This is a genomic window from Aeromonas sp. TECH754 (genome assembly GCF_056279295.1).
On the sequence record NZ_JBWBRA010000001.1, the window covers coordinates 4,135,878 to 4,161,500 of the forward strand.

A 25,623-nucleotide genomic window follows, 5' to 3' on the forward strand; every position below is an offset into this window, starting at 1 on the left:
GGCGGGCAATTGATGCAAATCAAGTGTCTATTTATATATCCCTAAAGGGGTGGTTTGGTGAAATTAAAAGCTATTTATAAATAGGTATACCAGTAGCCAAATTGGCCACTTCTGTGGGGGGGAGAGGAATAATCGGGGCCAATCGTGGGGGAGCCCGGCCGCCGTTGTGCCCGCCAACACCGTGCGGGGATCCGGCTATCTGGGGGTGACCCGGGAGAGGAGCGTTGAGTTGTTAACTTTCACCACTCTTGTCACCAGACAGCTCCACGGCATAGGGAGGTCTGGCGCAGGTGTCGCGGATCAGGTGGCGCAGCCAGCGATGGGCCGGATCGGCATCCAGCCGCGGGTGCCAGAGCAGGGCAAGGGTGATGCCGGGCAGGGGGAAGGGCAGGGGCAGCCTGACCAGGGTGTCGTGCAGGCTGGCGCAGTGCAGCTCGGGCACGGTCGCCACCAGATCGCTGCCGCGCACCAGCGCCAGCGCCGTGGCAAAGCCGGGCACCAGGGTGGTGACGGTGCGCTCCAGCTTCAGGGCGGCGAGCGCCTGGTCGACGGGGCCGTGCTCCTGGCCGCGCCGCGACACCAGCACGTGGCGGGCGGCGGCGTAGCGGGCGGCGGTCAGGGGCTTCTCGCACAACGGGTGACCCGGCCGTACCACGGCAACAAAATGGTCGTGAAACAAAGCCTGGGTATGGAGCTCGGGCGCCATATTGACCCCTATGACTCCGGTCTCGAAATCCAGCTCGCCGCCGCGCAAGGGGCCGCTCTCCTTGTCTGGCTTGGCCACGAAGTGCAGCCGCACCCCGGGGGCCTCGGCGGCGAGTCGGGCCAGCAGGGCCGCGCCGACCCCCTCCACGAAGCCATCGCTGGCGCGCAGGCGAAAGGTGCGCACCAGGTGGGCCGGATCTATCTCCCGCTCGGGGCGCAGCACGGCCTCGGCCGCTTGCACCAGCTGACTGACGTGCTCGCGCAGCGCCAGTGCACGCGGGGTGGGCACCAGCCCCCGGCCTGCCCGCACCAGCAGGGGATCACCGGTCGTCGTGCGCAGCCGGGCCAGCGCCCGGCTCATGGCGGAGGGGCTCAAGCCAAGCCGCCTGGCGGCGCCGGCCACGCTGCCCTCATCGAGCAGGGCATCGAGGGTAAACAGCAAATTGAGATCGGGTGTGTTCATGGTCATGCCTTGGGTCCTGGCTCCCATCCCGCGCCGGCTATCCGGCCTGTGCAACAGCTTGAGTTCGGGGAGGCTCATAGATTCATCATACCCGAGAACGTTCATCGTCATATGGCGTGCCATGCAGTTATAAGCTGCAAGCCGTGCGTCTTCCGCCCAGCCAGCGCCCTGGCTAGCCTTGTCGGCATCCTCCTCTGCCGAGATCCTTGCCATGTCCCACACTGCCACCCCTCTCTCATCTGCCGCCGTTCGCCGCGCCGGCCTGCTGGCGCTGGGGCTATCCACCCTGCTGCCCATGCTGGCGGCGAGCATGACCAACCTGGCGCTGCCGGCGCTGGGGCTGGCGTTCGTCGTCCCCCTCTCCAGCCTGCAATGGGTGCTGGTGGCCTATTTGCTGGGACTCAGCTGCCTGACGGTGGTGAGCGGGCGGCTCGGCGATCGCTTTGGTCGCCGCCGCCTGTTGCTGCTGGGGCTGGCCCTGTTCGCGCTGGCTTCCCTGCTGTGCGCCCTGGTGCCCGGTATTGGCTGGCTGATTGGCGCACGGGTGCTGCAGGGGATCGGTGCGGCCTGCATGCTCTCCCTGGCGCTGGCCATGGTGGGGCGGCAGTTACCCTCGGCGCGGTGCGGTTGGGGCATGGGGCTGCTCGGCACCCTGTCGGCCTGCGGCACCGCGCTTGGCCCCGCGCTCGGTGGCCTGCTGATCGCGCCTCTGGGCTGGCAGGCACCCTTTCTGCTGCTGGTGCCGCTCAGCTTGTTGGCGTTGGGCTGCGGTGTTGTCGGCTTGCCGGCAGATGAGCCTTGCACCAGGGGAGAAGGCATCAACCCTGGCGGCCTGCTGGCGCTGACGATCACGCTGCTCTGCTACGGCCTACTGCTGAGTGCGGGAGGCGGGCGCCTACTGTGGTTGCTCCCGGTTGGCGTGCTCGCCGCCGTGTTCTTCGTGCGCAGCGAGCTCCGCGCCCGTACCCCGCTGCTGCCACTGGCGCTGTTGCGTGCACCTGTGCTGCGGGGGGGGCTGCTCGGCAGCGGCCTGGTGGCTAGCGTGATGGTGGTGACCCTGCTGGTCGGCCCCTTCTATCTGCAGGGGGTATTCGGGTTCGATACGGTGACGGTCGGGCTCTGGATCTCGGGTGGGCCGCTGCTGGCGGCGCTGGCCGGAATGCCCGCCGGCTGGCTGGTGGACAGGCTGGGAGCCGAGCCTGTGGTCCGGCTCGGCTTGGGGGCCATGGCGATCGCCGCCTTCACGCTCGCGACTCTGGCTGCGGGGATGGGGCCGCTTGGTTATCTGCTGCCCATCCTGCTGATGACGGCCGGTTACGCCCTGTTCCAGACCGCCAACAACAGTGCCGTGATCGGGGCATCGAGCGAACAGAGCCGTGGCGCCATAGCAGGTTTGCTGACCCTGTCGCGCAACCTTGGGCAGCTGACCGGGGTGGCCGGGCTCGGTGGTCTGTTCGCCTGGCTGGCGGGTGGTGGCGATGGAGCTGTTTTGACCCGGGCCATGGAGGGGACTTTCGCCTTGGCGACATTGCCGATCGGGTTGGCGCTCTGGCTGGCCGGGGGTTGGTACACACAGGGGCTGACTGCGGCCGGTAAGCCCTAAAAGCAAACGCCTCCACAAGGGAGGCGTTTTTGCATCTGGTCGGCTTACAGGATAAAGCGGCTCAGATCTTCGTCCTCGATCAGCTTGCCGAGGTGGGCGTTGACGTAGTCGGCATCGATGGTGAAGGTCGCGCCGGACTGCTCGGAGGCATCGTAGGAGATATCTTCCATCAGTCGCTCCATCACGGTGTGCAGGCGGCGGGCACCGATATTCTCGGTGCGCTCGTTGACTTGCCAGGCGGCCTCGGCCAGACGGCGAATACCGTCCTTGGTGAACTCGATGGTGACCCCTTCGGTGGCCATCAGCGCCTGATACTGATCGGTCAGGGAGGCGTTAGGCTCGGTCAGGATGCGCTCGAAGTCTTCGGTGGTGAGGGCGGTCAGCTCGACCCGGATCGGCAGGCGACCCTGCAGCTCGGGGATGAGATCGGACGGACGCGCTACCTGGAAGGCGCCGGAGGCGACGAACAGGATATGATCCGTCTTCACCATGCCGTGCTTGGTGGTGACGGTGCAGCCTTCCACCAGCGGCAGCAGATCGCGCTGTACCCCTTCGCGGGAGACGTCGGGGCCCGAGGACTCGCCGCGCTTGCAGATCTTGTCGATCTCGTCGAGGAAGACGATGCCGTTGTTCTCCACCGCGTGGATGGCCTTCTGCTTCAGCTCTTCCGGGTTGAGCAGACGGGCGGCTTCCTCCTCGATCAGCGCCTTCATGGCCTCCTTGACCTTGACCTTGCGCTTCTTCTTCTGCTGCTGGCCCAGGTTCTGGAACAGGCCCTGCAGCTGGTTCGCCATCTCTTCCATGCCCGGTGGGGTCATGATGTCGACGCCCATGGGGCTGGCGGAAAGCTCCAGCTCGATCTCCTTGTCATCCAGCTGACCTTCGCGCAACTTCTTGCGGAAGATCTGGCGGGTGTTGGAGTTGTCGGCCTTCTCCTCCTCGCCCCAGCTGTTGCGCGGATTGGGCAACAGAGCGTCGAGGATGCGCTCCTCGGCGGCCTCTTCGGCGCGATACTTCATCTTTTCCATCTCGGTCTCGCGCACCAGCTTGATGGCGACATCGGTCAGGTCACGGATGATGCTGTCCACTTCCTTGCCGACATAGCCGACTTCGGTGAACTTGGTCGCTTCCACCTTGATGAAGGGGGCGTTGGCGAGCTTGGCGAGACGACGGGCGATCTCGGTCTTGCCGACACCGGTCGGGCCTATCATCAGGATGTTCTTCGGGGTCACCTCGTGGCGCATCTCTTCGCTGAGCTGCATGCGGCGCCAGCGGTTGCGCAGGGCCACGGCCACGGCGCGCTTGGCGTCGGCCTGACCGATGATGTGGCGGTCCAGCTCGTGGACGATTTCTCTCGGGGTCATCTCGGACATGATGGCGTTCCTGTATCCGGGGCGGGCAGGGCCCACCCCTTGCAAATGGGGGCCTTATTTCGGCTCGGCTTCTTTCGGATCGTAATTCAGCACTTCGACCGTGTGATGCTGGTTGGTGAAGACGCAGATGTCGCCGGCGATCTTGAGGGCCTTCTCGACGATGCTCTTGGCGTCGAGATCGGTGTTCTCCAGCAGGGCGGTGGCCGCGGACTGGGCGAAGTTGCCGCCCGAGCCGATGGCGATGAGGTCGTGCTCCGGCTGCACCACGTCACCGTTGCCGGTGATGATGAAGGACTTGTGCTCGTCGGCGACCGCCAGCAGGGCCTCGAGGCGCCGCAGGGCGCGATCGGTGCGCCAGTCTTTGGCCAGCGCCACGGCGGCACGCTCCAGATTGCCCTGGTGGGCCTGCAACTTGGCTTCGAAGCGCTCGAGCAGGGTGAAGGCATCGGCGGTACCGCCGGCGAAGCCCGCCAGCACCTTGCCGTTATAGAGACGATGAACCTTGCGGGCGTTGCCCTTCATGACGGTGTTGCCGAGGGATACCTGGCCATCACCACCGATCACGACTTGGCCGTTGCGGCGGACAGAAACTATGGTAGTCACTTTACTTACCTCACTTGGGCAATAACCCCGCATGCGGGACCAATTCTCGTATGAAAAGAGAAATGGGGATGGCACCGAACAATTTCAATCCCTCATATAAATGAAATCGCGGTTTGATATTTTTGTGATTAAAATCATAAAACGAAAAACAAGTCAGGTGCGGGGCCTCATTTCTGCCATTTCTCAGGGGTGGATGGCTGAGGGATAAAGGTACTCTCCGCGATATGGCCTTAAGGTTGCCGATATTCAGACGGTGTGTCTGCAGCGGATCCGGGAGAGAGCAGGGCCTGTTCACCATTCTGCATTCTCTCTCTGGGGCTTGTGTACGCGACGGCTCGCGATGCCACGGGTCAGACTCGTCAGTACCGCGTGCCAGCCAGACGCTGGCTGCCGCCGATCTATCTAACCTGCCTGATAAGGTTCCTGCCAGGACCCCCTGGTCTCATGTGATTTGGAGAGAGTGAATGACCGTTTTTCCCGTCAAGCATAGCGAGTTGTTGTGTCGATCAGAGCGGGCTCACCCCCGCTCTGTGGTGGTGACCAAGATCCATGCGCTGATCGACAACCTGATCAACATCAAGGATGAGACGGGCGAGTTCCTGCTGCATCTGGATGATGGCCGCACCATAGATACCAAGGGCTGGAAGGGCTGGGAGTGGACTCATGGCATCGGTCTCTACGGCATGTATCGCTACTACCAGCAGAGCGGCAATCAGGAGGTGCTGGCCATTATCGATCAGTGGTTTGCCGACAGAGCCGGTGAGGAGCAGGCGACGCGCAACGTGAATACCGTCTGCCCCTTCCTGACTCTGGCCTATCGCTATGAGGAGAGCGGTGATCCGGCGCTGCTTCCCTATCTGGAGAGCTGGGCCGACTATGTGATGCACGAGATGCCCCGCACGCGCCACGGCGGTATCCAGCACATCGTCTACAACAGCGAGAATCATCAGCAGATGTGGGATGACACCCTGATGATGAGCGTGATGCCGCTGGTCAAGATCGGCCAGTTGCTGGGACGTGATGACTATGTGGAGGAAGCCAAGTACCAGTTCCTGTTGCACATCCAGTACCTGATGGATAACCAGAGCGGCGTCTGGTTCCACGGCTGGACCTTCGATGGTCACCACAACTTTGCCCAGGCCCGCTGGGCCCGTGGCAACAGCTGGATCACCATTGTCATCCCCGAATTCCTGGAACTGCTGGATCTGCCGGCGCACGACGCCTATCGCCGCCATCTGCTGCATGTGTTCGAGCGTCAGGTGGAGGCGCTGGCCCATTACCAGAATGAGAATGGCCTCTGGCATACCCTGCTCGATGATCCAGCCTCCTATGTGGAGGCGTCAGCCACCGCTGGCTTTGCCTACGGCATTCTCAAGGGGGTGCGCAAGCGCTATCTGGATCGCCGCTATCTGCCGTTGGCGACCAAGGCGGTGGATACCCTGATCCGCGACTACATCAACGAGCAGGGGGAACTGACCTCCGTCTCCTTCGGCACGGCGATGGGATCGGAACTCGATTACTACCGCCAGATCCCGCTCACCTCCATGCCTTTCGGGCAGGCGATGGGGATCCTCTGTCTGTCCGAGTATCTGCACACCTACTTGTAACCAGGTGCCGAGGGATGAGCGGCACTGCTGTGCTGTACTGCCGGCAGGGTGAGCAGATAAATCCCGGATAAAAAGAAGGCAGGGCGCTGGCCCTGCCTTCTTGTTTTCGGTGAAGGGGCTCAGCCCTTCTTGGGGATGCAGCCGCTGATGCCGGCGCCTTGCAGCTTGCGGTTGGCGCCATCGGCGGCGGCCTTGCCGCTGAAGGGGCCCACCATCACCTTGTAGACGGCACCGTTGGCGCCATTGACTACCTGCAGACTGGAGGAGAGGCCGGCGGTGAAGGCGATGCGGGCTTTGAGCGACTCGGCGGAATCCTGCGAGCGCAGGGCCGCGCACTGCATCATGTAGCGGCCGCCGTCTGCCGCCGCGGTCTGGGTTGCAGCCTTGGCCTTGGCAGCCTGCTCCCGCTCCAGCTCGGCCCGCATCTCGCGCTCTATTCGCTCACGCTCGGCCTTGCGGTCGATCACCTGCTCCTGGGCGCTGGCCACGGGGGCGCCGGTGGCGGGCTTGGCCGGTTGCACCGGTTGCGGCTGGAAGGGTTTTATCTGGCCGATGGGGGTGCCCGGCTGGGGGATATCGGTCGGGATCGGCTGCGGCAGTTTCTCCGGCAGCAGCGTCAGGGTGTCGGCCGGTGGCGGTGGCAACACGCCCGGTTGGGGCGGTGGCTCTATGATGTCCACCTGCTTGTTCTCCAGCCGTTCGATGTAGCTCCACTTCTCCTGCGGCAGGCCATCGCTCTGGGTTTTCGGCTTGTTGGCCTTGACCTGTTCTTCGATGGTGGGGGCATCCGCCCCCTTGCCGTTGATCAGATAGAGGAAGGAGCCAAAGCCGACGACCAGGGCCCCGGCCAGCAGTGCCGGGATAACAGGAAAGCGGCGAGGTGCCGCTTTCTTGGTGTTACGACCACCGGCCCGTCGTCTCGGGCTGTTGCCGACGTAATCCCGGGTTGCCATCTATTACATGCGCTCCAGGGTGTGGATGCCCAGCACGCCCAGGCCGAGTTTCAGCACCTTGGCGGTGGCGGCACACAGCAGCAGACGGCTCTGGCGGCTGGTCTCGTCGACCCCATCCTTGTTGATCGGGCAGGCCTCGTAGAAGGTCATGAAGTTGCCGGACAGCTCGTACAGATAGGTACAGAGCAGGTGCGGCATGCCCTTGTCGGCGACGCTGTTGATGGCATCGGAGAACTGGATCAGCTTCTGGGCCAGCACTTCCTCTGCTTCCTCGTTCAACACCAGATTACCGCCGAGGGTGTCGGCATCGACGCCGGCCTTGCGGAAGATGGACTGGATACGGGTGTAGGCGTACTGCAGGTAAGGAGCGGTGTTGCCTTCAAACGACAGCATCAGATCCCAGTCGAAGATGTAGTCGGTGGTGCGGTTCTTGGACAGGTCCGCATACTTGACCGCGCCCATGGCGATGGCGTGCACCACCTTGGCTTTCTCTTCGGCGGACAGATCGCTGTTGCGGTTCTCCAGCAGGGCGGCGGCGCGCTCCTCGGCTTCGTTCAGCAGGTCGACCAGCTTGACGGTACCGCCGGAGCGGGTCTTGTAGGGACGGCCATCCTTGCCCAGCATCATGCCGAAGGCGTGGTGCTCGAGGGGGACGGATTCCGGCACATAACCCGCCTTGCGAGTGATGGTCCAGGCCTGCATCAGGTGCTGGTGCTGACGGGAGTCGATGAAGTACATCACTCGGTCTGCCTTGAGGGTCTCGTAACGGTACTTGGCACAGGCGATGTCGGTGGTGGTGTAGAGGAAGCCGCCATCGCTCTTCTGGATGATGACGCCCATGGGCTCGCCATCCTTGTTCTTGAATTCGTCGAGGAACACCACGGTGGCGCCTTCGCTCTCGACCGCCAGGCCGCGGGCTTTCAGATCGGCCACGATCTCCGGCAGCATGTCGTTGTACATGGACTCGCCCATGATGTCCTTGTTGGTCAGGGAGACATTCAGGCGGTCATAGTTGATCTGGTTCTGCTCCATGGTCATGTCGACCAGCTTCTTCCACATGGTGCGGCAGTACTCATCGCCACCCTGCAGCTTGACCACGTAGTTGCGGGCACGCTCGGCGAAGGCTTCGTCTTCGTCGTAGTAGCGCTTGGCCTGGGTGTAGAAGGCTTCGAGATCCTTGAGCGCCATGTCGCTGGCGTGCTCGTTGGCCATCTTCTCCAGATAGGCGATCAGCATGCCGAACTGGGTACCCCAGTCGCCGATGTGGTTGGCGCGCACGACGTTATGGCCGAGGAATTCCAGGGCACGGGCCGCCACGTCACCGATCACGGTGGAGCGGATGTGGTGTACCGCCATCTCCTTGGCCACGTTGGGGGCGGAGTAATCCACCACCACGGTCTGCGGCGTCGGCAGCTTCACGTTGGCGTTGGCGCTGTGCACCATGGCCTCGACCTGACCGGCCAGCCAGCGCTGGTCGAAGAAGAAGTTGATGAAGCCAGGCCCGGCGATCTCGACTTTGGCGATGAGATCCGAGGCGGGCAAGTGCTCGATGATGGCAGTGGCCAGCTCGCGGGGGTTCTTGCGGGCCGGTTTGGCCAGCAGCATGGCCAGGTTGGTGGCCAGGTCACCGTGAGCCTTCTCCTTGCATCGGTCTACTTGCACCCGGGCTTCCAGGTCGGCAGGCAGGATACCGGCGGACTTGAGATTGGCTACCGTTTGTTCAAGTAGATGATGAATATGCTCTTTCATAACTGACCACCGAGGTTGCGCGTCGAAAAATGACTGACTAGATAAGGGCGTGAATTTTACCCGCATCGGGCCGAGAAAACTACAGGAATGGCCCGACCGTATTGGTGTGGCGGATATTTCACTGCGTTTCACACCACATTCCAGAATAATGAGCCGGATAAGTGGTGGTTATCCATTTCTACTGCATATCGAAGCGGCTTGTCCAGGCTATTTTCCCCTGATTGTTAAGGGGTTATTTATTCCCGCCCGATCTGAATGATCTCGCCCCTCGGGGCGGTCGTATCATCAGGAGCAATTGGCAGAGGACTCTTTCGATGAAACTGGCGTTATTTCCACTCTCCGCTCATCTGCTGCCCGGCGGCATCATGCCGCTGCGCATCTTCGAGCCTCGCTATCAGCGCATGGTCGCCGAGGCGCAGGAGAGGGCATTTGCGCTCTGCATGCTGGATCCCCGCCAGCCGGAGGCGATGCGCAACATGTACCCCATCGCCACCCGGGGTCGGATCATCGACTTTGATCTGCTGCCCGACGGCCTGCTCGGCATCACAGTGCTGGGGCTGGACAGGGTCAGGATCTGCGATTTGTGGCAGGAGCCCGACGGCTTGCGGGTGGGGGAGGTCGAGCTGCTGCCACCCTGGCAAACCGGTCGGCTCAGGGCCGATCAGCATGCGCTCGCCAAGGCGTTGCAGGACGTGTTCAACGATTACCCGGAATACGCGGCCCTCTACGCCCAACCGGACTGGGATGACGCCAGCTGGGTGGCGCAGCGCTGGCTGGAGGTACTGCCCATTCCGGTGGAGCAGAAGCAGTGGTTGCTGGCGGCAAGGGACAATCAGCCCGCGCTCTCCCTGCTGAGTGGCCTGCTGGTGGCGAGCCACTGAATTTGCGTGCCACCGCAGATCCTTTTCGGCGGGCTGGCGTACTGAAGGGGACTGTCCCCATCAAGGTAGGGTGCGATGACGTATACTAGCCAACCATCTATCCGGCACAGGATCTCACCGCCCATGGACAGTCCCGATGGGGATCTGAAGTCGCAACTGCTGCGGGTGGCCGAACAGGCCGACAGGGCGGCCTTCTGCGCCCTGTTTCACCACTTCGCACCCCGCATCCGCGGCTATGGCCTGCGCCATCTCGGCAACGAGGCCAACGCCCTGGAGCTGGTGCAGGAGACCATGCTGCTGGTGTGGCAGAAGGCGCGGCTCTATCACCCCGAGAAGGGGGCGCCGACCACCTGGATCTACACGGTGATGCGAAACCAGTGCTTCGACATGCTGCGCCGCCGCCGGGCCAGCAAGGAGGATCTCTGCGCCGAGGAGCTGTGGCCGGTGCTGGAGTTCAGGGCTCAGGAAGATCACCTGAGCGAGGGGGAAGGCGCCGTGCTGACGAGCCAGATGGCGCATTACCTCGCCATCTTGCCGGAATCCCAGCAACAGGTGGTGCGCGGCATCTATCTGCAGGAGTTCTCCCAGCAGGAGCTGGCCACGCGGCTCGGTGTACCGCTCGGCACCATCAAGTCCCGCCTGCGCCTCGCCTTACAGAAGCTCAAAGAACAAGTGGAGCAAGAACATGATTAAAGCCCACCCCACCCCCGCCATGTTGCACGCCTTTGCCGCTGGTGAACTGCCACTGCCGCTGACGGTCGGCGTCTCCGCCCACTGTGAATTCTGTGCCGATTGCGGCGCCAGGCTGCGCCACTGCGAGGCGGAGCTGGCGGCCCATCATCTTCCCGAGCCCATGGCTGCAGAGGCCGGGCTGGCTGCGCTCGATGCGCTGCTGGCGGGCATCTTGCAGCAACCCGTCCTCCATCAGGCGGCCCCCGCCGACCCCGTTCCCGAGTTGCAGGTGGGCGAGCGCGGCTATCGGCTGCCGAGGGCACTGGCTCGCTACCACAGGGTCAACTGGCGTCGCCTTGGCGCCATTCGCCTCCATAGTCTGCCGCTGACCGATCTCGGGGCCCGCGCCAGCCTGCTGCACATTGAGGCCGGTGGCCGCATCCCGGAGCACACTCATCACGGTTATGAGCTGACCCTGTTGCTGGCGGGCAGCATTCAGGATGGCGAGACCCGCTATCAGGCCGGTGATTTCATCTGGTGTGATGCCAACCACGCCCACAGCCCGCACACCCCGGACGGCTGTCTCTGCTATACGGTGCAGGATGCGCCTGTGCAGTTCACCAGGGGGCTGTCGCGGCTGCTCAATGGCATCAGTCATCGCCTCTATTGAGGACGCTGACGCAATAAAAAAGGGACCTTGTCGGTCCCTTTTTTCATTCATTCCTGTGCCCTGGATCAGGCCACAAACACCAGATAGACGGCGAAGGCCACCGCGAAGCGGTAGATGGCGAACGGGATGAAGTCGAGACGACGGATCAGCGCCAGGAAGGTCTTGATGGCGATCATGGCCACCGCGAAGGCGGTGACGAAGCCCACCGCGAACATCGGGAAGTCGGCCATGGAGAGGAAGTCGCGGCTCTTGTAGAGATCCAGTCCGCTGGCCGCCACCATCATGGGCACCGCCAGGATGAAGGAGAACTCGGCCGCCGCCTGACGGCTGATCCCCATCAGCATGCCGCCGCTGATGGTGGCACCGGAGCGGGAGAAGCCGGGCCAGAGCGCGAGACACTGGAACAGGCCTATGCCGAATGCCTGCTTGTAGCTGATGTCATCCAGGGTTTCGGAGCGCACGGCGGGGCGGAATTTCTCGGCGATGATCAGCAGGATGCCGCCGGCCACCAGGGCATACATCACGGTCTGGGGGCCAAACAGGTTGGCCTTGATCCAGCTGTGGATGGCGAGGCCAATCACCACGGCGGGCAGCATGCCGAGGATGATGTGCACCAGCGACAGGGTGGCGTGGCCGGGGGCCGGTTTCTGGCCGAAATGGATGCCGATCAGGCCGAACAGCCGGCGCCAGAACACGGCCACCACCGCCAGGATGGAACCCATCTGAATGACCACCTCGAAGGTGGCGGCCTTGGGGCCTTCGAAACCGAGCAGATGGCCGACGATGATCATGTGGCCGGTGGAGGAAACGGGCAGAAACTCGGTCAGGCCTTCCACTATGCCCAGCACGAAGGCGACAAAGAGGGCGTAGGACTCTGTCATGATTCAGATCTCTTGGTTGATGGGTCCGGATAAAAGCAGCCCCGAGCGGAGTCGGGGTAGCCAATGATGGAGGAAAAGAGGGCGGGCAACCAGAGAATATTGCGGCGCCTTGGGGTGGGTGACGGCAGGATTTATGGCGTTTTCTTACTCATTTTTTAGATGTACTCATCGCTTATGCTGTCAGTGCAAACAATGCCGCCTGCGTGATTCGATGCAGGCAGCATTTCTTACTGCTGCCCATGTTCCCTGGCGATCGGACCGGCATCGCGACCGTGCCGGGCGGCCGGCTTCGTCAGGCCAGCGCCGCCTCGATACGTTGCTGCATCGCCTCGTCCAGCGGCGGCAGGCTCAACGCCTCGACCGCACTCACTATCTGTTGCGGGCTGCTGGCGCCGATCAGGGCGCAGCTCACTACGGGGTCACGCAGCACCCATTGCAGCGCGAGCTGGGACAGCGCCTGTCCACGCTCCTGGGCCAGGCCGTGCAGCGCCCGGATGGTGGCCAGCTTCTGCGGCGTGAGCTGATCGGGCTGGAGGAAGGGGCTATTGCTGGCGGCGCGGGAGTCGGCGGGGATCCCGGCTAGATAGCGATCGCTCAGCAAGCCCCCCGCCAGCGGTGAGAAGGCGACCACGCCCACCCCCTGCTCGCGGCAGACCGGCAGGGTTTCGGCTTCGATCTCCCGTTGGAACAGGGAATACTTGAGCTGATTGACCAGGCAGGGGGTGCCGAGCTCGGCCAGCCGGGCCGCCGCCTGGGCGGCCAGCGGGGCCGGGTAGTTGGAGAGGCCGATATAGAGCGCCTTGCCCTGACGCACCATCAGCGCCAGCGCCTGGCAGGTCTCCTCCAGCGGGGTGCGGGCGTCCGGCCTGTGGTGATAGAAGATGTCCACGTAGTCGAGGCCGAGTCGGCGCAGGCTCTGGTGCAGGCTGGCGAACAGGTACTTGGCGCTGCCGCCGTCGCCGTAGGGACCGTCCCACATCACGTAGCCCGCCTTGCTGGCGATGATCAGCTCGTCTCTATAGGGCGCCAGGCTGCCCTTGAGCACGCGACCGAAGGTGCTCTCGGCGGAGCCGGGAGGCGGTCCGTAGTTATTGGCGAGATCGAAGTGGGTGATACCCAGATCGAACGCCTGGTGCACCATGGCCTTTACCCTGGCGGGGTCGCTGCCTTCACCGAAGTTGTGCCAGAGTCCCAGTCCTATGCTGGGCAGGCGCAGGCCGTGGCGGCCGGCCTGACGATAAGGCTGGCGCTGGTAACGGTCGGTCGCGGCGAGATAGTGATCGTCCATGTTCATCAAGACTCCTGGTCGGCTCGAAAGCGGTTTGTCTGGTGTGGGTCAGGTCTCCGCTCATCCCCGACCTTCTCCCATGGGTGGGGGGAAGTCGGGGTGAGGGTGCGAGCAACAGCCCTTAGCCTGCGGGGATAAGACGATAACGGGTCTGGTGGTGATACAGCTGGCCCGGCAGCAGCCAGGGATCTCCCAGCTCGGGGCGGTTAGGGCTGTCCGGCAGCTGCTGCGCCTCCAGACAGAAGCCGGCATAGTCCTGATGATGACCACCCGCCCGATCCGGCGTATTGGCCAGCCAGTTGCCGGTGTAGAACTGCAGCGAGGGCTGGTTGGTATAGACCTCCATCGCCAGCTGCTGGTCGGCGGAGACCACCAGTGCCGCGCACTCCTGTGCGGGGCCGTTGAGCAAAAAGGCGTGATCGTAACCCTTGACCTGTTGCTGCTGGGGGTGGCTAAGCCACTCCTGACCGATGAGGCGCGCAGCACGCAGATCGAAGGGGCCGGCCACCGGCTCGACGGCGAGCGGCAGGCCACGCTCATCGGTGGTCAGGAAGCGATCGGCGTTGAGCCGGATGCGGTGGCTGCGTACGTCACCATCCAGATGGCTGGCATCCAGATTGAAGTAGGCATGACTGGTGAGGCTGACCGGCGTCGGCGCATCCGTGGTGGCCTTGAATTCCACCACCAGATCGTACTGTTCCAGTCGATACTCCAGCGTTACCCTCAGGTTGCCGGGAAAGCCCTGATCCCCCGCCGCTGACAGCAGGGTCAACCTGACCCGATCCGACTCCAGCTCCTTTATCTGCCACTGGCGACGATGGAAGCCATCTTGCCCGCCGTGCAGACAGTGGGGAGCCTGGTTGGCATCCAGCGGCCAGCATTGCCCGTCCCGCCGAAGCATTGCACCGCCGATCCGGTTCGCGAAACGCCCGGCGATGGCTCCAAGCCACACCTGCTGGGTTGGGTAGGCGTCATCGGCGCAGCCGAGCAGCACCTCTCGCCGCTCTCCCGCCACCGACAGGCTGAGGGAGGTGAGGGTGGCGCCGAAATCGAGGCCGCGCAGGCGCAGCCCCTCCTCGTTTTCCAGCTCGAACGACTTCATGGCTTGGTTGCTCATAGCCTGCCTGCTCCTGCGCTGGCGCGGCAGACATAGCAGTCGGCGTTGAGGCCGAAGCGAGCCGGGTATTCGGCCTCGACCAGGGCGATCACCTCGTCCACCTGTTCCGGGCGCAGCAGGGCGACCACGCAGCCGCCGAAGCCGCCACCGGTCATCCGCACGCCACCCTCGGTGCCGATCCTGGCCTTGATGATCTCCACCAGGCCGTCGATGGCGGGCACGGTGATCTCGAAGTCATCGCGCATGGCGGCGTGGGATTGACCCATCAGCTCGCCGAGGCGTACCAGATCGCCGCTGGCCAGGGCATCGGCGGCGGCCAGGGTGCGGGCATTCTCGCCGACCACGTGGCGGGCGCGGCGATAGCTCACCTCGTCCAGACCGGCTTTGCCCGCTTCCAGCGCGGCCAGATCCAGATCGCGCAGCGCCTTGACCCCGTAATGACGGGCGGCGTGCTCGCACTGCTGGCGACGGGTGTTGTATTCGCTGTCCACCAGACCACGGCGCACGTTGGAGTTGATGATCAGCACCGCCAGATCGCTCGGCATGGGAATGAGGCGAGTCTCCAGGGAGCGGCAGTCCAGCAGCAACGCGTGATCGCGCTCGCCGCTGGCGGAGATCATCTGATCCATGATGCCGCAGTTGCAGCCGACGAACTGGTTTTCCGCCTGCTGACCGTTGAGGGCGATCTCGGATTGACTGATGTCGAGCCCCTGCGCCTCCTTGAAGGCCTGGCCGATGGCCACCTCGAGGGAGGCGGAGGAGGAGAGTCCGGTGCCCTGGGGCACGTTGCCTGAGACCACCAGATTGAGGCCGCGCAGCGCATAGCCGCGCGCCTGCAGGTGCTTCACCACGCCGCGGATGTAGTCGCTCCAGCGCTGGTCCGGGTGATGGGTGATGGGCTGATCGAGGTCGAACTGATCCTGCTGGTTGTCGTAGTCGGCGGCCACCACGCGCACCAGATTGTCGCCGCGCAGGCCGATGGCGACGCAGGTCTCGTAGTCGATGGCGCAGGGCAGCACGAAGCCGTCGTTGTAGTCGGTGTGTTCGCCGATGAGGTTGACGCGGCCGGGGGCGCGCACCAGCAGGTCGGGTTGCTGCTCAAACTGCTCGGCAAAAACGGCGCTGACGCGTTGGCTGGGGGTCATGGGGTTACCTCATTGGCTTGGTTTGCCTGGTTGTAGTGAATGGGGGAGAGGACACGCAGCCGTTCGGCGGCTTGCTCCGGCGTCAGATCGCGCTGGGTCTCGGCCAGCATCTCGAAGCCCACCATGAACTTGCGCACGGTGGCGGAGCGCAGCAGCGGCGGATAGAAGTGGGCGTGCAACTGCCAGGCCTCGGGGCAATCGGAGTTCGGCGGCGCGAAGTGCCAGCCCATGGAGTAGGGGAAGCTGCATTCAAACAGGTTGTCGTAGCGGCTGGTGAGCTCCTTGAGCGCCCGCGCCAGATCCTGTTGCAGCTCGGGGGTGAGGCCAAGCAGGGAGGGCACATGGCGCTTGGGCAGCAGCAGGGTCTCGAACGGCCAGGCGGCCCAGAACGGTACCACCGCCAGCCAGTGCTCGGTCTCCACCACGATGCGGGATCTGTCCTTCAGCTCCCGCTCCACGTAGTCGAGCAGCAGCGGGCGACCCTGTTCGGCCAGCCAACTGCGCTGGTGCTCCTCTTCACGGGCGATCTCGTTGGGCAGGAAGTCGCTGCCCCACAGCTGGCCGTGGGGGTGCGGGTTGGAGCAACCCATGACGGCGCCCTTGTTTTCAAAGACTTGCACCCATTCCCACTGCTGGGACAGTTCGGCCACCTGGCTCATCCAGGTGGTGATCACCGCCTCGATGGCGGGCAGTTCCAGTTCAGGGAGTGTCTTGCCGTGATCCGGCGAGAAGCAGATGACCCGACTGGTGCCACGGGCGGCTTCCAGTTTGAGCAGGGGATCCTGCTCGTCACCGGCGGCCGGGGTGTCCTGCATCAGGGCGGCGAAGTCGTTGGTGAACACGAAGGTGTGCTGATAGTCGGGGTTCTGATCACCGGTGACCCGGTGATTGCCCGCGCAGAGGAAGCAGTCTGGATCATGGGACTGGCTCGGCGCCTGACTGACCTTCTCGACCTGCCCCTGCCAGGGGCGCTTGGCCCTGTGGGGGGAGACCAGCACATATTGGCCGGTCAGCGGATTGAAACGGCGGTGGGGGTGATCAACCGGGTTGAACATCGTCACTCCTCAAACTGAATGAAATGGGTTGCGGGCAGGATGCGGGGAGCTATGTCCCTCATCCCCAGCCCTTCTTCCGCGAGGGGAGAAGGGAGCAAAGCGGGCATCGCGCCCCGGTCTCTGCGGTATTGAATCCTGGCTGCCAGCGCCAGCAGGCAGAGGCACATCAGGCCTCGGTCCCTGCGGATTGAATCCTGACTGCCAGTGCCAGCAGGCCAAGGCACATCAGGCCTCGTACCCCTGGGGGTTGGTGGACTGCCAGCGCCAGCTGTCGGCGCACATGGCGGCGAGATCCCGGCTGGCATGCCAGCCCAGTTCGCGCTCCGCCTTGGCCGGATCGGCCCAGCATTCGGCGATGTCGCCGGGGCGCCGGGGCTCGATGCGGTAGGGCAGGGGACGACCGCTGGCCGCCTCGAATGCCGCCACCATCTGCAGCACGCTCTGGCCCTGGCCGGTGCCCAGATTGTAGGCATGCACGCCGCCCTTGTGGGTGCAATGTTGCAGCGCCTTGACGTGGCCCTCGGCGAGATCCATCACATGGATGTAGTCGCGCACGCCGGTGCCATCCGGGGTGTTGTAATCGTTTCCAAAGACGGAGAGGCAGTCACGGCGACCGATGGCAACCTGGGTCAAAAATGGCATGAGATTGTTCGGAATGCCTTGGGGATCCTCCCCCAGGGTGCCGGATTCATGGGCGCCGACCGGGTTGAAGTAGCGCAGCAGCGTCATGCTCCAGTGGGGCTCGGCGGCCTGCAGATCCTCGAGGATCTGCTCGATGATCAGCTTGGACTGGCCGTAAGGGTTGGTGGCGCTGCGGGGGAAATCTTCGCGGATGGGGACGCTGGCCGGATCCCCGTAGACGGTGGCCGACGAGCTGAACACCAGGTTGTGGACCCCGGCGCGTTTCATTGCCTGCAACAGAGTGAGGCTACCGCCGAGGTTGTTCTGGTAGTAGTCGAGCGGGATGCGGGTCGATTCACCGACCGCCTTGAGGGCGGCGAAGTGGATCACCGCAGTGATCTCCTGCTCGGTGAAGATGCGATCCAGCAGGACTTCGTCACGAATATCCCCTTGATAGAAAAAGGGTTCTTGTCCGCTAATGGCCGCGATTCTGGCCAGCACGCCGCGCTTGCTGTTGCACAGATTGTCCACTACCACGGGTTCCATGCCTGCAGCCTGCAGGGCAAGGCAGGTATGGCTGCCGATGTAGCCGCAACCGCCGGTGACCAGTACTTTCATCCTCTTCTCCACACTCGTTCCCCACACAAGGAAAGCCTGAACAGGAGTCTAGCCGAGGCGTTCCACCTTAAACTGTGAGCAGCGTAACATATTCGTGTAAACGATTACACTGTTCTTGGCTGGATGAAGATTAGACAGTAGCGGCATTTCCCCTGTCATCACTGGCATTGCCCGGTATAATGGCTCCGTCTCGAACCGTGAAAGAAGTGAAAACAGCATGAGCACCATCAAGGATGTCGCCCGTTTGGCCAATGTATCGGTGGCAACGGTTTCACGGGTGATGAACAACTCACCCAAGGCCAGCGCCGCCTCCCGCGAGGTCGTGCAAAAAGCCATGGCCGAGCTGGGCTATACCCCCAATGCGAACGCCAGGGCACTGGTCAGCCAGACCTGCGACACCATGGGGGTGGTGGTCGGCGACGTGGCCGATCCCTTCTTCGGTGCCCTGGTCAAAGGGGTGTCCGCGGTGGCGGTGGAGCAGGGGTTGCATCTGTTGATGGGTAACGGTTTTCACAGGGCGCAACAAGAGCGGGAAGCCATCGACCTGCTGATCGGCAAGCGCTGTGAGGCGCTGGTGGTGCACAGCAAGGCGCTGAGTGATGAGGAGTTGATCGATTACGCCCTGCGGGCCCCGGGCATGGTGCTGATCAACCGCGATATTCCAGCCCTGAAGGGGCGCTGCATCTCCCTCAACAACCGGCAGGGGGCGGCCACCGCCACCCGCCATCTGCTGGAGCTGGGCCATCGCCACATCGCCTTCGTCAGCTCGGATCACGCCATCGAGGATGCCTTGCTGCGCCACCAGGGCTATCAGGATGCGCTGTTCGAGGCGGGCCTGAGCGCGGATCCCGAGCTGGTCGAGAGCGGCATGCCCAATGAAGAGGGGGGAGAGCGCGCCATGCTCAACCTGCTGGCCAAGGGGTTGCCCATCACGGCGGTGGTGGCCTACAACGATGCCATGGCGGCCGGCGCCATCTCGGTGCTGGCGGACAACGGCCTCAAGGTGCCGGAAGAGGTCTCGGTGGTCGGCTTCGATGACATCATCTACGCCAGATACCTCAGGCCCAAGCTGTCCACCATGCGCTATCCCATCGAGCTGATGGCGGCCCAGGCGGCCAAGCTGGCGCTGCAACTCGCCGCAGGGGAGAGCGAGGCGGTGCAAAGCCGCGTCTATACACCGACCCTGATCAATCGCCACTCGGTGGCGCCAGTCAGACCCTGAGCGCAGATTTTTTGTTACCCCTGCGATAGCGATTGAGCGGAAGATGCTGCTGAGGTGCGGCTGCCCGCCAGGCTCCTGCTCAATCGCCGCTCGGCCGCACAGATCCAGCCCGGATCGCGACCTCTCTGCTGCCCCCTGTGATAACGATCGAGCGGAAGATGCTGCCAAGGTGCGGCTGCCCGCCAGGGCTCCTGCTCAATCGCCACTCGGCCGTACAGATCCAGCCCGGATCGCGACCTCTCTGCTGCCCCCTGTGATAACGATCGAGCGGAAGATGCTGCCAAGGTGCGGCTGCCTACCCATGTTTCGATGAGTCGCCACGGGATCGCACCGATCTGCCCCCGAATGTTGCCGCTATTTTCACTTGATCGTCACCATCGGGCTTTTTATGGTCACGGTTATCGATTTTTACTCATCTTTAATTGTTTTTACCCCGTTTTACTTAACAATTAGAGTGTAATCGTTTACACCTGTGTGAGCGGGATCGCCGTTTCCGGTGTGAAACTCTCCTACACTGCATAGGTTTTTAATATTCATGCAGGGAGAGAAGAGGATGCTCAGGGAGATCTTGGCCCGTCAGGACTGGCAGACCCAGGCGATCACGTCCGTCAATCGGTTGGCCGCCCATACCCCCCTGTCCAGCTGGCGCAGTGAAGCTGCTGCACGGGCCGGGCTCGCCTCTCCGTCACGGATGTTGCTCGACGGCGATTGGCAGTTCTCCTTCTTCGAGGCTCCCGAGCTGGTGCCCGATGGCTGGCTCGAACAGGATCTTGCAGGGGCCAGGGCCGTCCGGGTACCGGGCAACTGGCAGCTGCAGGGGGTCGATCGCCCCATCTACACCAACATCAAGTACCCCTTCCCTGTGGATCCCCCCAGGGTGCCGGCACTCAATCCCACCGGCTGTTACTCCCGCGAGATCGAGCTGCCCGCCGACTGGTTGGCCAGCGGCCAGACCCGCATCGTCTTCGACGGGGTGGACAGCGCTTTCTACCTGTTCTGCAACGGCCGCTGGGTCGGTTACTCCCAGGACAGCCGGCTACCCGCCGAATTCGATCTGACCCCCTTCCTGCAAGCCGGTACGAACCGGCTGGCGGCGCTGGTGCTGCGCTGGTCCGATGGCTCCTACCTGGAGGATCAGGACATGTGGCGCATGAGCGGCATCTTCCGCTCCGTCAGCCTGCTCCATAAACCGGCGCGCCAGTTGCAGGATATCCGGCTGACGCCGGTGCTGGATGCCTGCTATCGGGATGCCCGCCTCAAGGTGGAGCTGCAGGTCAACGAGGGCTCCGGCTTGGCGGTGGAGGCGAGACTCTATTTCGGTGAGCAGCCGGTCGCCAGCCTGCGTCAGCCGCTCGGCACGGCGGCCATCGACGAGAAGGGCGCCTACGGGGACAGGGGAGAGCTGTGGCTGGAGGTGCCCGCACCGCACAAGTGGAGCGCCGAGACCCCCTATCTCTACCGGCTGACCCTGACCTTGCTGGACGAGCAGGGCGATCCCATCGAGAGCGAGGCCTATGACGTGGGCTTTCGGGCGGTGGAGATCCGCGGCGGCCTGCTGCGGGTCAACGGCCAGCCCCTGCTGATCCGCGGCGCCAATCGCCATGAGCATGATCCCGCCCTTGGCCACGTGATGACCCCCGCCGCCATGGAGCAGGATCTGCTGCTGATGAAACGGCACAACTTCAATGCCGTGCGCTGCTCTCACTACCCCAATCATCCCGAGTTTTATCGCCTCTGTGACCGGCTCGGCCTCTACGTGGTGGACGAAGCGAATCTGGAGACCCACGGCATGAGCCCCATGGGGCGGTTGGCACGGGATCCCGCCTGGAGTGGCGCCTTCCTGGAGCGGGTCACCCGCATGGTGGCGCGAGACTTCAACCATCCCAGCATCATCATCTGGTCTCTCGGCAACGAGTCCGGCTATGGCGCGGCGCACGATGCCATGTACCAGTGGGTCAAGCGGGCCGATCCGAGCCGCCCGGTCCAGTACGAGGGTGGCGGCGCCGATACCCCGGCCACCGACATCATCTGCCCCATGTACGCTCGCACCCATCAGGATCAACCCTTCCCGGCGGTGCCCAAGTGGGCGTTGGCCAAGTGGATAGGCCTGCCGGACGAGACCCGGCCACTGATCCTGTGCGAATACGCCCACGCCATGGGCAACAGCCTGGGGGGCTACGCCCACTACTGGCAGGCATTTCGCGATCATCCCCGGCTGCAGGGGGGCTTCGTCTGGGATTGGGTGGATCAGGGGCTCGACAAGTTGACGGATGACGGGCGCCATTATTGGGCCTACGGCGGCGACTTCGGCGACACCCCCAACGATCGCCAGTTCTGCTGCAACGGCCTGGTCTTCCCGGACAGGACGCCTCACCCTTCTTTGTTCGAGGCCAAGCGGGCCCAGCAACCCTTCGTGCTGGCCTTGCTGAGCGGGACGCCGCTGCGGGTCGATATCCGCAGCGAGTATCTGTTCCGTGCCACGGACAACGAGTCGTTGCACTGGCGGCTGTGCCAGGACGGCGTGACCCTGCAGGAGGGTGAGTGCCCGCTCGCGCTGGCGCCCCAGGGCAGTGTGACGCTGACTCTGCTCGAGCGGCTGCCGAGCTTCAGTGCGGGCTCCCAGGCCTGGCTGGATCTCGCCGTGGTGCAACCGGCGGCCACCCCCTGGGCCGAGGCGGGTCACGAGGTGGCACGCCAGCAGTTTATTCTGCCAACACCTATGACATTACCTGTGGTCTTTGACTGCGGCACCTTGAGTGAGCAGTCGGATCATTGGCTGATTGCCGCCGCAGGCAGTGAGTGGCAGTTGGACAAGGCCAGCGGCCGGATCAGCCGTTGGCGCAAGCAGGGCCGCGAGCAGTTGAGAGAGGCCCTCGCCGATCACTTCTATCGGGCGCCGCTCGACAACGACATCGGCACCAGCGAAGCGGATCACGCCGATCCCAACGCCTGGATCGCTCGCTGGCAGGAGGCCGGGCTGAACGATCTGAGCCACCGCTGCCTCGGACTGGAAGTGAGCCCTGACCAAGGGGTGATCCTGGTTCGTCACGGCTACTTCGTCGGCGAAGAGCTGAAGTTGCTGACGTGCTGGCACCACCGCTTCGGGAGCGATGGCGCCATGTCGCTCGATATTCAGGTGGAGGTCGCCGCCGACATGCCCTCCCTGCCCCGCATCGGCGCCAGACTCTGGCTGACGGAGGAGGTGGATGAGGTTAGCTGGCTGGGGCGCGGTCCCCACGAGAACTACCCGGATCGCCTGCTCGCCGCCGACATCGATCGCTGGCAGTTGCCGCTCGATGCGCTGCACACCGCCTACGTGTTCCCGACCGACAACGGGCTGCGCTGCGACACCCGTCAGCTGCAGCTTGGCGAGATCGCCGTCGAGGGCCGGTTCCACTTCAGCGTCAGCCGCTACAGCCAGCCGCAATTGGCCCTGGCGCGTCATCAGACCGATCTGGTGGCGGCAGGGGGATTGCACCTCTGCCTCGATGGCTTCCACATGGGCGTGGGGGGCGATGATTCCTGGAGCCAGAGCGTGCGATCCGAATATTGGTTGCGACCGGGGAGCTACCATTGGAACTGTGTTCTACGCTGAACCTGACTCGGCCCTGAACCTGAAAAAGGCCCGTTAGACTCCAATATTGATTAACTATTTAATTTATAACGTTTTTGTCTCTATGTAACAGAGTGTAAACGTTTTCATTTTGTCGTCAGGATCACAGATCATCGGACAACAAACTGATTACATTAGGCTGGCGCCAGTTCAAACGGTGTACAGCATTATTCCCTACAAAAACAGATATCAGAGATCGGAGCATAACAATGAAAAAACTCACGACAGTCGCCACCCTGCTGATGGGACTGATGGCGGGAGCCCAAGCCCAAGCCGACACCCGTATTGGCGTCACCGTCTACAAATATGACGACAACTTCATGGCCGTAGTGCGCAAGGCCATCGAGAAGGAAGCGGTGGCCAACCCCGGGGTCGAGCTGCTGATGAATGACTCCCAGAATGACCAGTCCAAGCAGAACGACCAGATCGACGTGTTGCTGGCCAAGGGCGTGAAGGCGCTGGCCATCAACCTGGTTGATCCGGCGGCGGCCCCTGTCGTGATCGAGAAGGCTCGCGCCGACGAGATCCCGGTGGTGTTCTACAACAAGGAACCGAGCGCCGCCGATCTGGCCAGCTATGACAAGGCTTACTACGTGGGTACCGACTCCAAAGAGTCAGGCATTATCCAGGGTCAGCTGATTGCCAAGCACTGGAAAGCACACCCGGAGTGGGATCTGAACAAGGATGGCGTCATCCAGTTCGTGCTGCTGAAGGGCGAGCCTGGCCACCCGGATGCCGAAGCCCGTACCACCTATGTCATCAAGACTCTGAACGACGGCGGCCTGAAGACCCAGCAACTGCACATGGATACCGGTATGTGGGATACCGCCATGGCGAAGGACAAGATGGACGCCTGGATCTCCGGCCCGAACGCCAACAAGATCGAAGTGGTCATCGCCAACAACGACGGCATGGCAATGGGCGCTGTTGAATCCCTGAAAGCCCAGGGCAAGAGTGCCATCCCGGTGTTCGGCGTCGATGCCCTGCCGGAAGCGCTGGCCATGGTCAAGAGCGGTGCCATGGCGGGTACAGTGCTGAACGATGCGGCCAACCAGGCCAAGGCCACCTTCGAGCTGACCAAGAACCTGGCTGAAGGCAAGCCGGCCGGTGAAGGCACCAACTGGAAGATCGATAACAAGGTCGTCCGCGTTGCCTACGTGGGTGTAGATAAAGACAACCTGTCTCAATTCGAATAATTCCCTCCTCCTGGGCAAGGGTGACCCCTTGCCCTCTGTTTCAACCAGATGTGATGGCTGATATGACAACACGGCAACAATCAGAATGGCTGTTGGAGATGATTGACGTCAGTAAGAGCTTTCCCGGCGTCAAGGCACTCGATAATGTCAATTTACGGGTCCGTCCTCATTCTGTGCATGCGTTGATGGGCGAGAATGGCGCGGGGAAATCCACGCTGCTCAAATGCTTGTTCGGCATCTATGAGAAGGACGAGGGCAAGATCTTCTTCAAGGGCGAGGAGATCAACTTCACCTCCTCCAAAGAGGCCCTGGAGAATGGCGTTTCCATGGTGCACCAGGAGTTGAACCTGGTATTGCAGCGCACCGTGATGGACAACATGTGGCTCGGCCGCTACCCCACCAAGGGGCTGTTCGTCGACCACGGCAAGATGTACCACGACACCAAACACATTTTCGACGAACTGGACATCGACATCGATCCCAGAGTCAAGGTCGCGACCCTCTCCGTCTCCCAGATGCAGATGATCGAGATCGCCAAGGCATTCTCCTATGACGCCAAGATCGTCATCATGGACGAGCCTACCTCGTCACTGACCGAGAAAGAGGTCAATCACCTCTTCAAGATCATCAACAAGCTCAAGGAAAAGGGCTGCGGCATCGTCTACATCTCCCACAAGATGGAAGAGATCTTCCAGCTGTGCGACGAGATCACCATATTGCGGGACGGGCAATGGGTGGCGACCCAGCCACTCAAGGGCATGACCATGGATCAGATCATCGGCATGATGGTCGGCCGTGAGTTGACCCAGCGCTTCCCGGAGAAAACCAACCAGCCGAAAGAGGTCATCCTCGAGGTTGAACACCTGACGGCCAAGAACCAGCCGTCCATCAAGGACGTGACCTTCGACCTGCACAAGGGGGAGATCCTCGGCATCGCCGGGCTGGTGGGGGCCAAACGTACCGATATCGTCGAGACCCTGTTTGGCATCCGCGATCACAACGAGGGCGTCATCAAGCTGCACGGCAAGGTGGTGGCGAATCACAACGCCCATGAGGCGATCCAGAACGGCTTCGCGCTGGTGACCGAGGAGCGCCGCTCCACCGGCATCTACTCCCGTCTCGACATCGCCTTCAACTCCCTGATCGCCAACATGGACAGCTACAAGAGCCCCATGGGGCTGCTCAGCAACAACAAGATGAAGAGCGATACCCAGTGGGTCATCGACTCCATGCGGGTCAAGACCCCGACCCAGCAGACCCAGATCGGATCCCTGTCCGGTGGCAACCAGCAGAAGGTCATCATCGGCCGCTGGCTGCTGACCCAGCCGGAGATCCTGATGCTGGACGAACCGACCCGCGGCATCGACGTGGGCGCCAAGTTCGAGATCTATCAGCTCATTCTGGAGCTGGCCAAGAAGGACAAGGGCATCATCATCATCTCCTCCGAGATGCCTGAGCTGCTCGGGATCACGGATCGCATCATGGTCATGAGCAATGGCCGGGTCGCGGGGATCGTCAACACCAAAGAAACTGACCAGAGCGAGATCCTGCGCCTGGCATCTCTGTACCTATAAGACAGGAAGATATT

General features: G+C 62.9%; 20 protein-coding genes. 9 read left to right on the plus strand and 11 right to left on the minus strand.

What is annotated here, in order from left to right:
• Positions 1–232: 232 nt before the first annotated feature.
• Positions 233–1,168, minus strand: a complete 936-nt coding sequence (locus ACZ9IL_RS18945) for a LysR family transcriptional regulator (protein WP_476004854.1) — start codon at positions 1,166–1,168, stop codon at positions 233–235.
• 211 nt (positions 1,169–1,379) lie between these two features.
• On the opposite strand from ACZ9IL_RS18945, the gene ACZ9IL_RS18950 reads away from it, so the two are divergent.
• Positions 1,380–2,771 (plus strand): MFS transporter, encoded by a 1,392-nt coding sequence (locus tag ACZ9IL_RS18950; RefSeq protein ID WP_476004855.1) that lies wholly within the window; start codon positions 1,380–1,382, stop codon positions 2,769–2,771.
• Positions 2,772–2,815: 44 nt separating this feature from the next.
• Here the strand turns inward: ACZ9IL_RS18950 and hslU are convergent, their stop codons facing one another.
• Complete coding sequence (hslU, locus tag ACZ9IL_RS18955; protein ID WP_476004856.1) at positions 2,816–4,144, minus strand: HslU--HslV peptidase ATPase subunit; 1,329 nt, start codon at positions 4,142–4,144, stop codon at positions 2,816–2,818.
• A 54-nt stretch (positions 4,145–4,198) separates the two neighbouring features.
• Positions 4,199–4,747: an ATP-dependent protease subunit HslV gene (hslV, locus tag ACZ9IL_RS18960; RefSeq protein WP_332502947.1), complete on the minus strand. Its 549-nt coding sequence runs from the start codon at positions 4,745–4,747 to the stop codon at positions 4,199–4,201.
• Between the two features lie 464 nt (positions 4,748–5,211).
• Here hslV and bglB point away from each other — a divergent pair, with 464 nt between their 5' ends.
• The gene (gene bglB, locus ACZ9IL_RS18965; protein ID WP_476004857.1) at positions 5,212–6,354 is read left to right on the plus strand and encodes a beta-galactosidase BglB; all 1,143 of its coding nucleotides are present in this window, start codon (positions 5,212–5,214) and stop codon (positions 6,352–6,354) included.
• Between the two features lie 119 nt (positions 6,355–6,473).
• Here bglB and ACZ9IL_RS18970 read toward each other — a convergent pair whose 3' ends face one another.
• Both ACZ9IL_RS18970 and argS read right to left on the minus strand, forming a co-directional pair.
• Positions 6,474–7,307: an SPOR domain-containing protein gene (locus ACZ9IL_RS18970; RefSeq protein WP_476004858.1), complete on the minus strand. Its 834-nt coding sequence runs from the start codon at positions 7,305–7,307 to the stop codon at positions 6,474–6,476.
• 3 nt (positions 7,308–7,310) lie between these two features.
• A complete protein-coding gene (gene argS, locus ACZ9IL_RS18975; protein ID WP_476004859.1) occupies positions 7,311–9,056 on the minus strand; it encodes an arginine--tRNA ligase in 1,746 nt (581 codons plus the stop codon).
• 314 nt (positions 9,057–9,370) lie between these two features.
• Between argS and ACZ9IL_RS18980 the strand changes: the two genes are divergently transcribed.
• From ACZ9IL_RS18980 to ACZ9IL_RS18990, 3 genes are all read left to right on the plus strand, one after another.
• Positions 9,371–9,937 carry an LON peptidase substrate-binding domain-containing protein gene (locus ACZ9IL_RS18980; protein WP_033128983.1) on the plus strand — a complete coding sequence of 189 codons (567 nt, stop codon included), beginning with the start codon at positions 9,371–9,373 and terminating at the stop codon, positions 9,935–9,937.
• 123 nt (positions 9,938–10,060) lie between these two features.
• Positions 10,061–10,630, plus strand: coding sequence for a sigma-70 family RNA polymerase sigma factor (locus tag ACZ9IL_RS18985; protein WP_476004860.1), 570 nt, complete (start codon positions 10,061–10,063; stop codon positions 10,628–10,630).
• Entirely contained in the window at positions 10,623–11,279 is a 657-nt protein-coding gene (locus ACZ9IL_RS18990; RefSeq protein ID WP_476004861.1) for a ChrR family anti-sigma-E factor, read from the plus strand. Before ACZ9IL_RS18985 ends, ACZ9IL_RS18990 begins: the two co-directional genes overlap by 8 nt.
• A gap of 65 nt (positions 11,280–11,344) precedes the next feature.
• On the opposite strand, the gene bacA is transcribed toward ACZ9IL_RS18990, so the two are convergent.
• From bacA to galE, 6 genes are all read right to left on the minus strand, one after another.
• Positions 11,345–12,160 (minus strand): undecaprenyl-diphosphate phosphatase, encoded by an 816-nt coding sequence (bacA, locus tag ACZ9IL_RS18995; RefSeq protein ID WP_476004862.1) that lies wholly within the window; start codon positions 12,158–12,160, stop codon positions 11,345–11,347.
• Between the two features lie 292 nt (positions 12,161–12,452).
• The gene (locus ACZ9IL_RS19000) at positions 12,453–13,448 is read right to left on the minus strand and encodes an aldo/keto reductase (protein ID WP_476005381.1); all 996 of its coding nucleotides are present in this window, start codon (positions 13,446–13,448) and stop codon (positions 12,453–12,455) included.
• A 121-nt stretch (positions 13,449–13,569) separates the two neighbouring features.
• A complete protein-coding gene (galM, locus tag ACZ9IL_RS19005) occupies positions 13,570–14,550 on the minus strand; it encodes a galactose-1-epimerase (RefSeq protein ID WP_476005382.1) in 981 nt (326 codons plus the stop codon).
• 11 nt (positions 14,551–14,561) lie between these two features.
• Positions 14,562–15,710: a galactokinase gene (gene galK, locus ACZ9IL_RS19010; RefSeq protein WP_476004863.1), complete on the minus strand. Its 1,149-nt coding sequence runs from the start codon at positions 15,708–15,710 to the stop codon at positions 14,562–14,564.
• The gene (locus ACZ9IL_RS19015; RefSeq protein WP_476004864.1) at positions 15,707–16,765 is read right to left on the minus strand and encodes a UDP-glucose--hexose-1-phosphate uridylyltransferase; all 1,059 of its coding nucleotides are present in this window, start codon (positions 16,763–16,765) and stop codon (positions 15,707–15,709) included. Before ACZ9IL_RS19015 ends, galK begins: the two co-directional genes overlap by 4 nt.
• 225 nt (positions 16,766–16,990) lie before the next feature.
• A complete protein-coding gene (gene galE / locus ACZ9IL_RS19020; RefSeq protein WP_476004865.1) occupies positions 16,991–18,004 on the minus strand; it encodes a UDP-glucose 4-epimerase GalE in 1,014 nt (337 codons plus the stop codon).
• A 217-nt stretch (positions 18,005–18,221) separates the two neighbouring features.
• Between galE and ACZ9IL_RS19025 the strand changes: the two genes are divergently transcribed.
• From ACZ9IL_RS19025 to mglA, 4 genes are all read left to right on the plus strand, one after another.
• Positions 18,222–19,226, plus strand: coding sequence for a substrate-binding domain-containing protein (locus tag ACZ9IL_RS19025; protein WP_042644533.1), 1,005 nt, complete (start codon positions 18,222–18,224; stop codon positions 19,224–19,226).
• Positions 19,227–19,779: 553 nt separating this feature from the next.
• Positions 19,780–22,821 (plus strand): beta-galactosidase, encoded by a 3,042-nt coding sequence (locus tag ACZ9IL_RS19030; protein WP_476004866.1) that lies wholly within the window; start codon positions 19,780–19,782, stop codon positions 22,819–22,821.
• A gap of 227 nt (positions 22,822–23,048) precedes the next feature.
• Positions 23,049–24,035 (plus strand): galactose/glucose ABC transporter substrate-binding protein MglB, encoded by a 987-nt coding sequence (gene mglB / locus ACZ9IL_RS19035; protein WP_476004867.1) that lies wholly within the window; start codon positions 23,049–23,051, stop codon positions 24,033–24,035.
• A 53-nt stretch (positions 24,036–24,088) separates the two neighbouring features.
• Positions 24,089–25,609: a galactose/methyl galactoside ABC transporter ATP-binding protein MglA gene (mglA, locus tag ACZ9IL_RS19040; RefSeq protein WP_476004868.1), complete on the plus strand. Its 1,521-nt coding sequence runs from the start codon at positions 24,089–24,091 to the stop codon at positions 25,607–25,609.
• The last annotated feature ends 14 nt before the right edge of the window (positions 25,610–25,623 follow it).

Bases quoted from the DNA above. Each gene is read 5' to 3' on its own strand.
- ACZ9IL_RS18945 (WP_476004854.1), bottom strand. From the start codon at position 1,168: ATGAACACACCCGATCTCAATTTGCTGTTTACCCTCGATGCCCTGCTC.
- ACZ9IL_RS18950 (WP_476004855.1), top strand. From the start codon at position 1,380: ATGTCCCACACTGCCACCCCTCTCTCATCTGCCGCCGTTCGCCGCGCC.
- hslU (WP_476004856.1), bottom strand. From the start codon at position 4,144: ATGTCCGAGATGACCCCGAGAGAAATCGTCCACGAGCTGGACCGCCAC.
- bglB (WP_476004857.1), top strand. From the start codon at position 5,212: ATGACCGTTTTTCCCGTCAAGCATAGCGAGTTGTTGTGTCGATCAGAG.
- ACZ9IL_RS18970 (WP_476004858.1), bottom strand. From the start codon at position 7,307: ATGGCAACCCGGGATTACGTCGGCAACAGCCCGAGACGACGGGCCGGT.
- argS (WP_476004859.1), bottom strand. From the start codon at position 9,056: ATGAAAGAGCATATTCATCATCTACTTGAACAAACGGTAGCCAATCTC.
- ACZ9IL_RS18980 (WP_033128983.1), top strand. From the start codon at position 9,371: ATGAAACTGGCGTTATTTCCACTCTCCGCTCATCTGCTGCCCGGCGGC.
- ACZ9IL_RS18985 (WP_476004860.1), top strand. From the start codon at position 10,061: ATGGACAGTCCCGATGGGGATCTGAAGTCGCAACTGCTGCGGGTGGCC.
- ACZ9IL_RS18990 (WP_476004861.1), top strand. From the start codon at position 10,623: ATGATTAAAGCCCACCCCACCCCCGCCATGTTGCACGCCTTTGCCGCT.
- bacA (WP_476004862.1), bottom strand. From the start codon at position 12,160: ATGACAGAGTCCTACGCCCTCTTTGTCGCCTTCGTGCTGGGCATAGTG.
- ACZ9IL_RS19000 (WP_476005381.1), bottom strand. From the start codon at position 13,448: ATGGACGATCACTATCTCGCCGCGACCGACCGTTACCAGCGCCAGCCT.
- galM (WP_476005382.1), bottom strand. From the start codon at position 14,550: ATGAAGTCGTTCGAGCTGGAAAACGAGGAGGGGCTGCGCCTGCGCGGC.
- galK (WP_476004863.1), bottom strand. From the start codon at position 15,710: ATGACCCCCAGCCAACGCGTCAGCGCCGTTTTTGCCGAGCAGTTTGAG.
- ACZ9IL_RS19015 (WP_476004864.1), bottom strand. From the start codon at position 16,765: ATGTTCAACCCGGTTGATCACCCCCACCGCCGTTTCAATCCGCTGACC.
- galE (WP_476004865.1), bottom strand. From the start codon at position 18,004: ATGAAAGTACTGGTCACCGGCGGTTGCGGCTACATCGGCAGCCATACC.
- ACZ9IL_RS19025 (WP_042644533.1), top strand. From the start codon at position 18,222: ATGAGCACCATCAAGGATGTCGCCCGTTTGGCCAATGTATCGGTGGCA.
- ACZ9IL_RS19030 (WP_476004866.1), top strand. From the start codon at position 19,780: ATGCTCAGGGAGATCTTGGCCCGTCAGGACTGGCAGACCCAGGCGATC.
- mglB (WP_476004867.1), top strand. From the start codon at position 23,049: ATGAAAAAACTCACGACAGTCGCCACCCTGCTGATGGGACTGATGGCG.
- mglA (WP_476004868.1), top strand. From the start codon at position 24,089: ATGGCTGATATGACAACACGGCAACAATCAGAATGGCTGTTGGAGATG.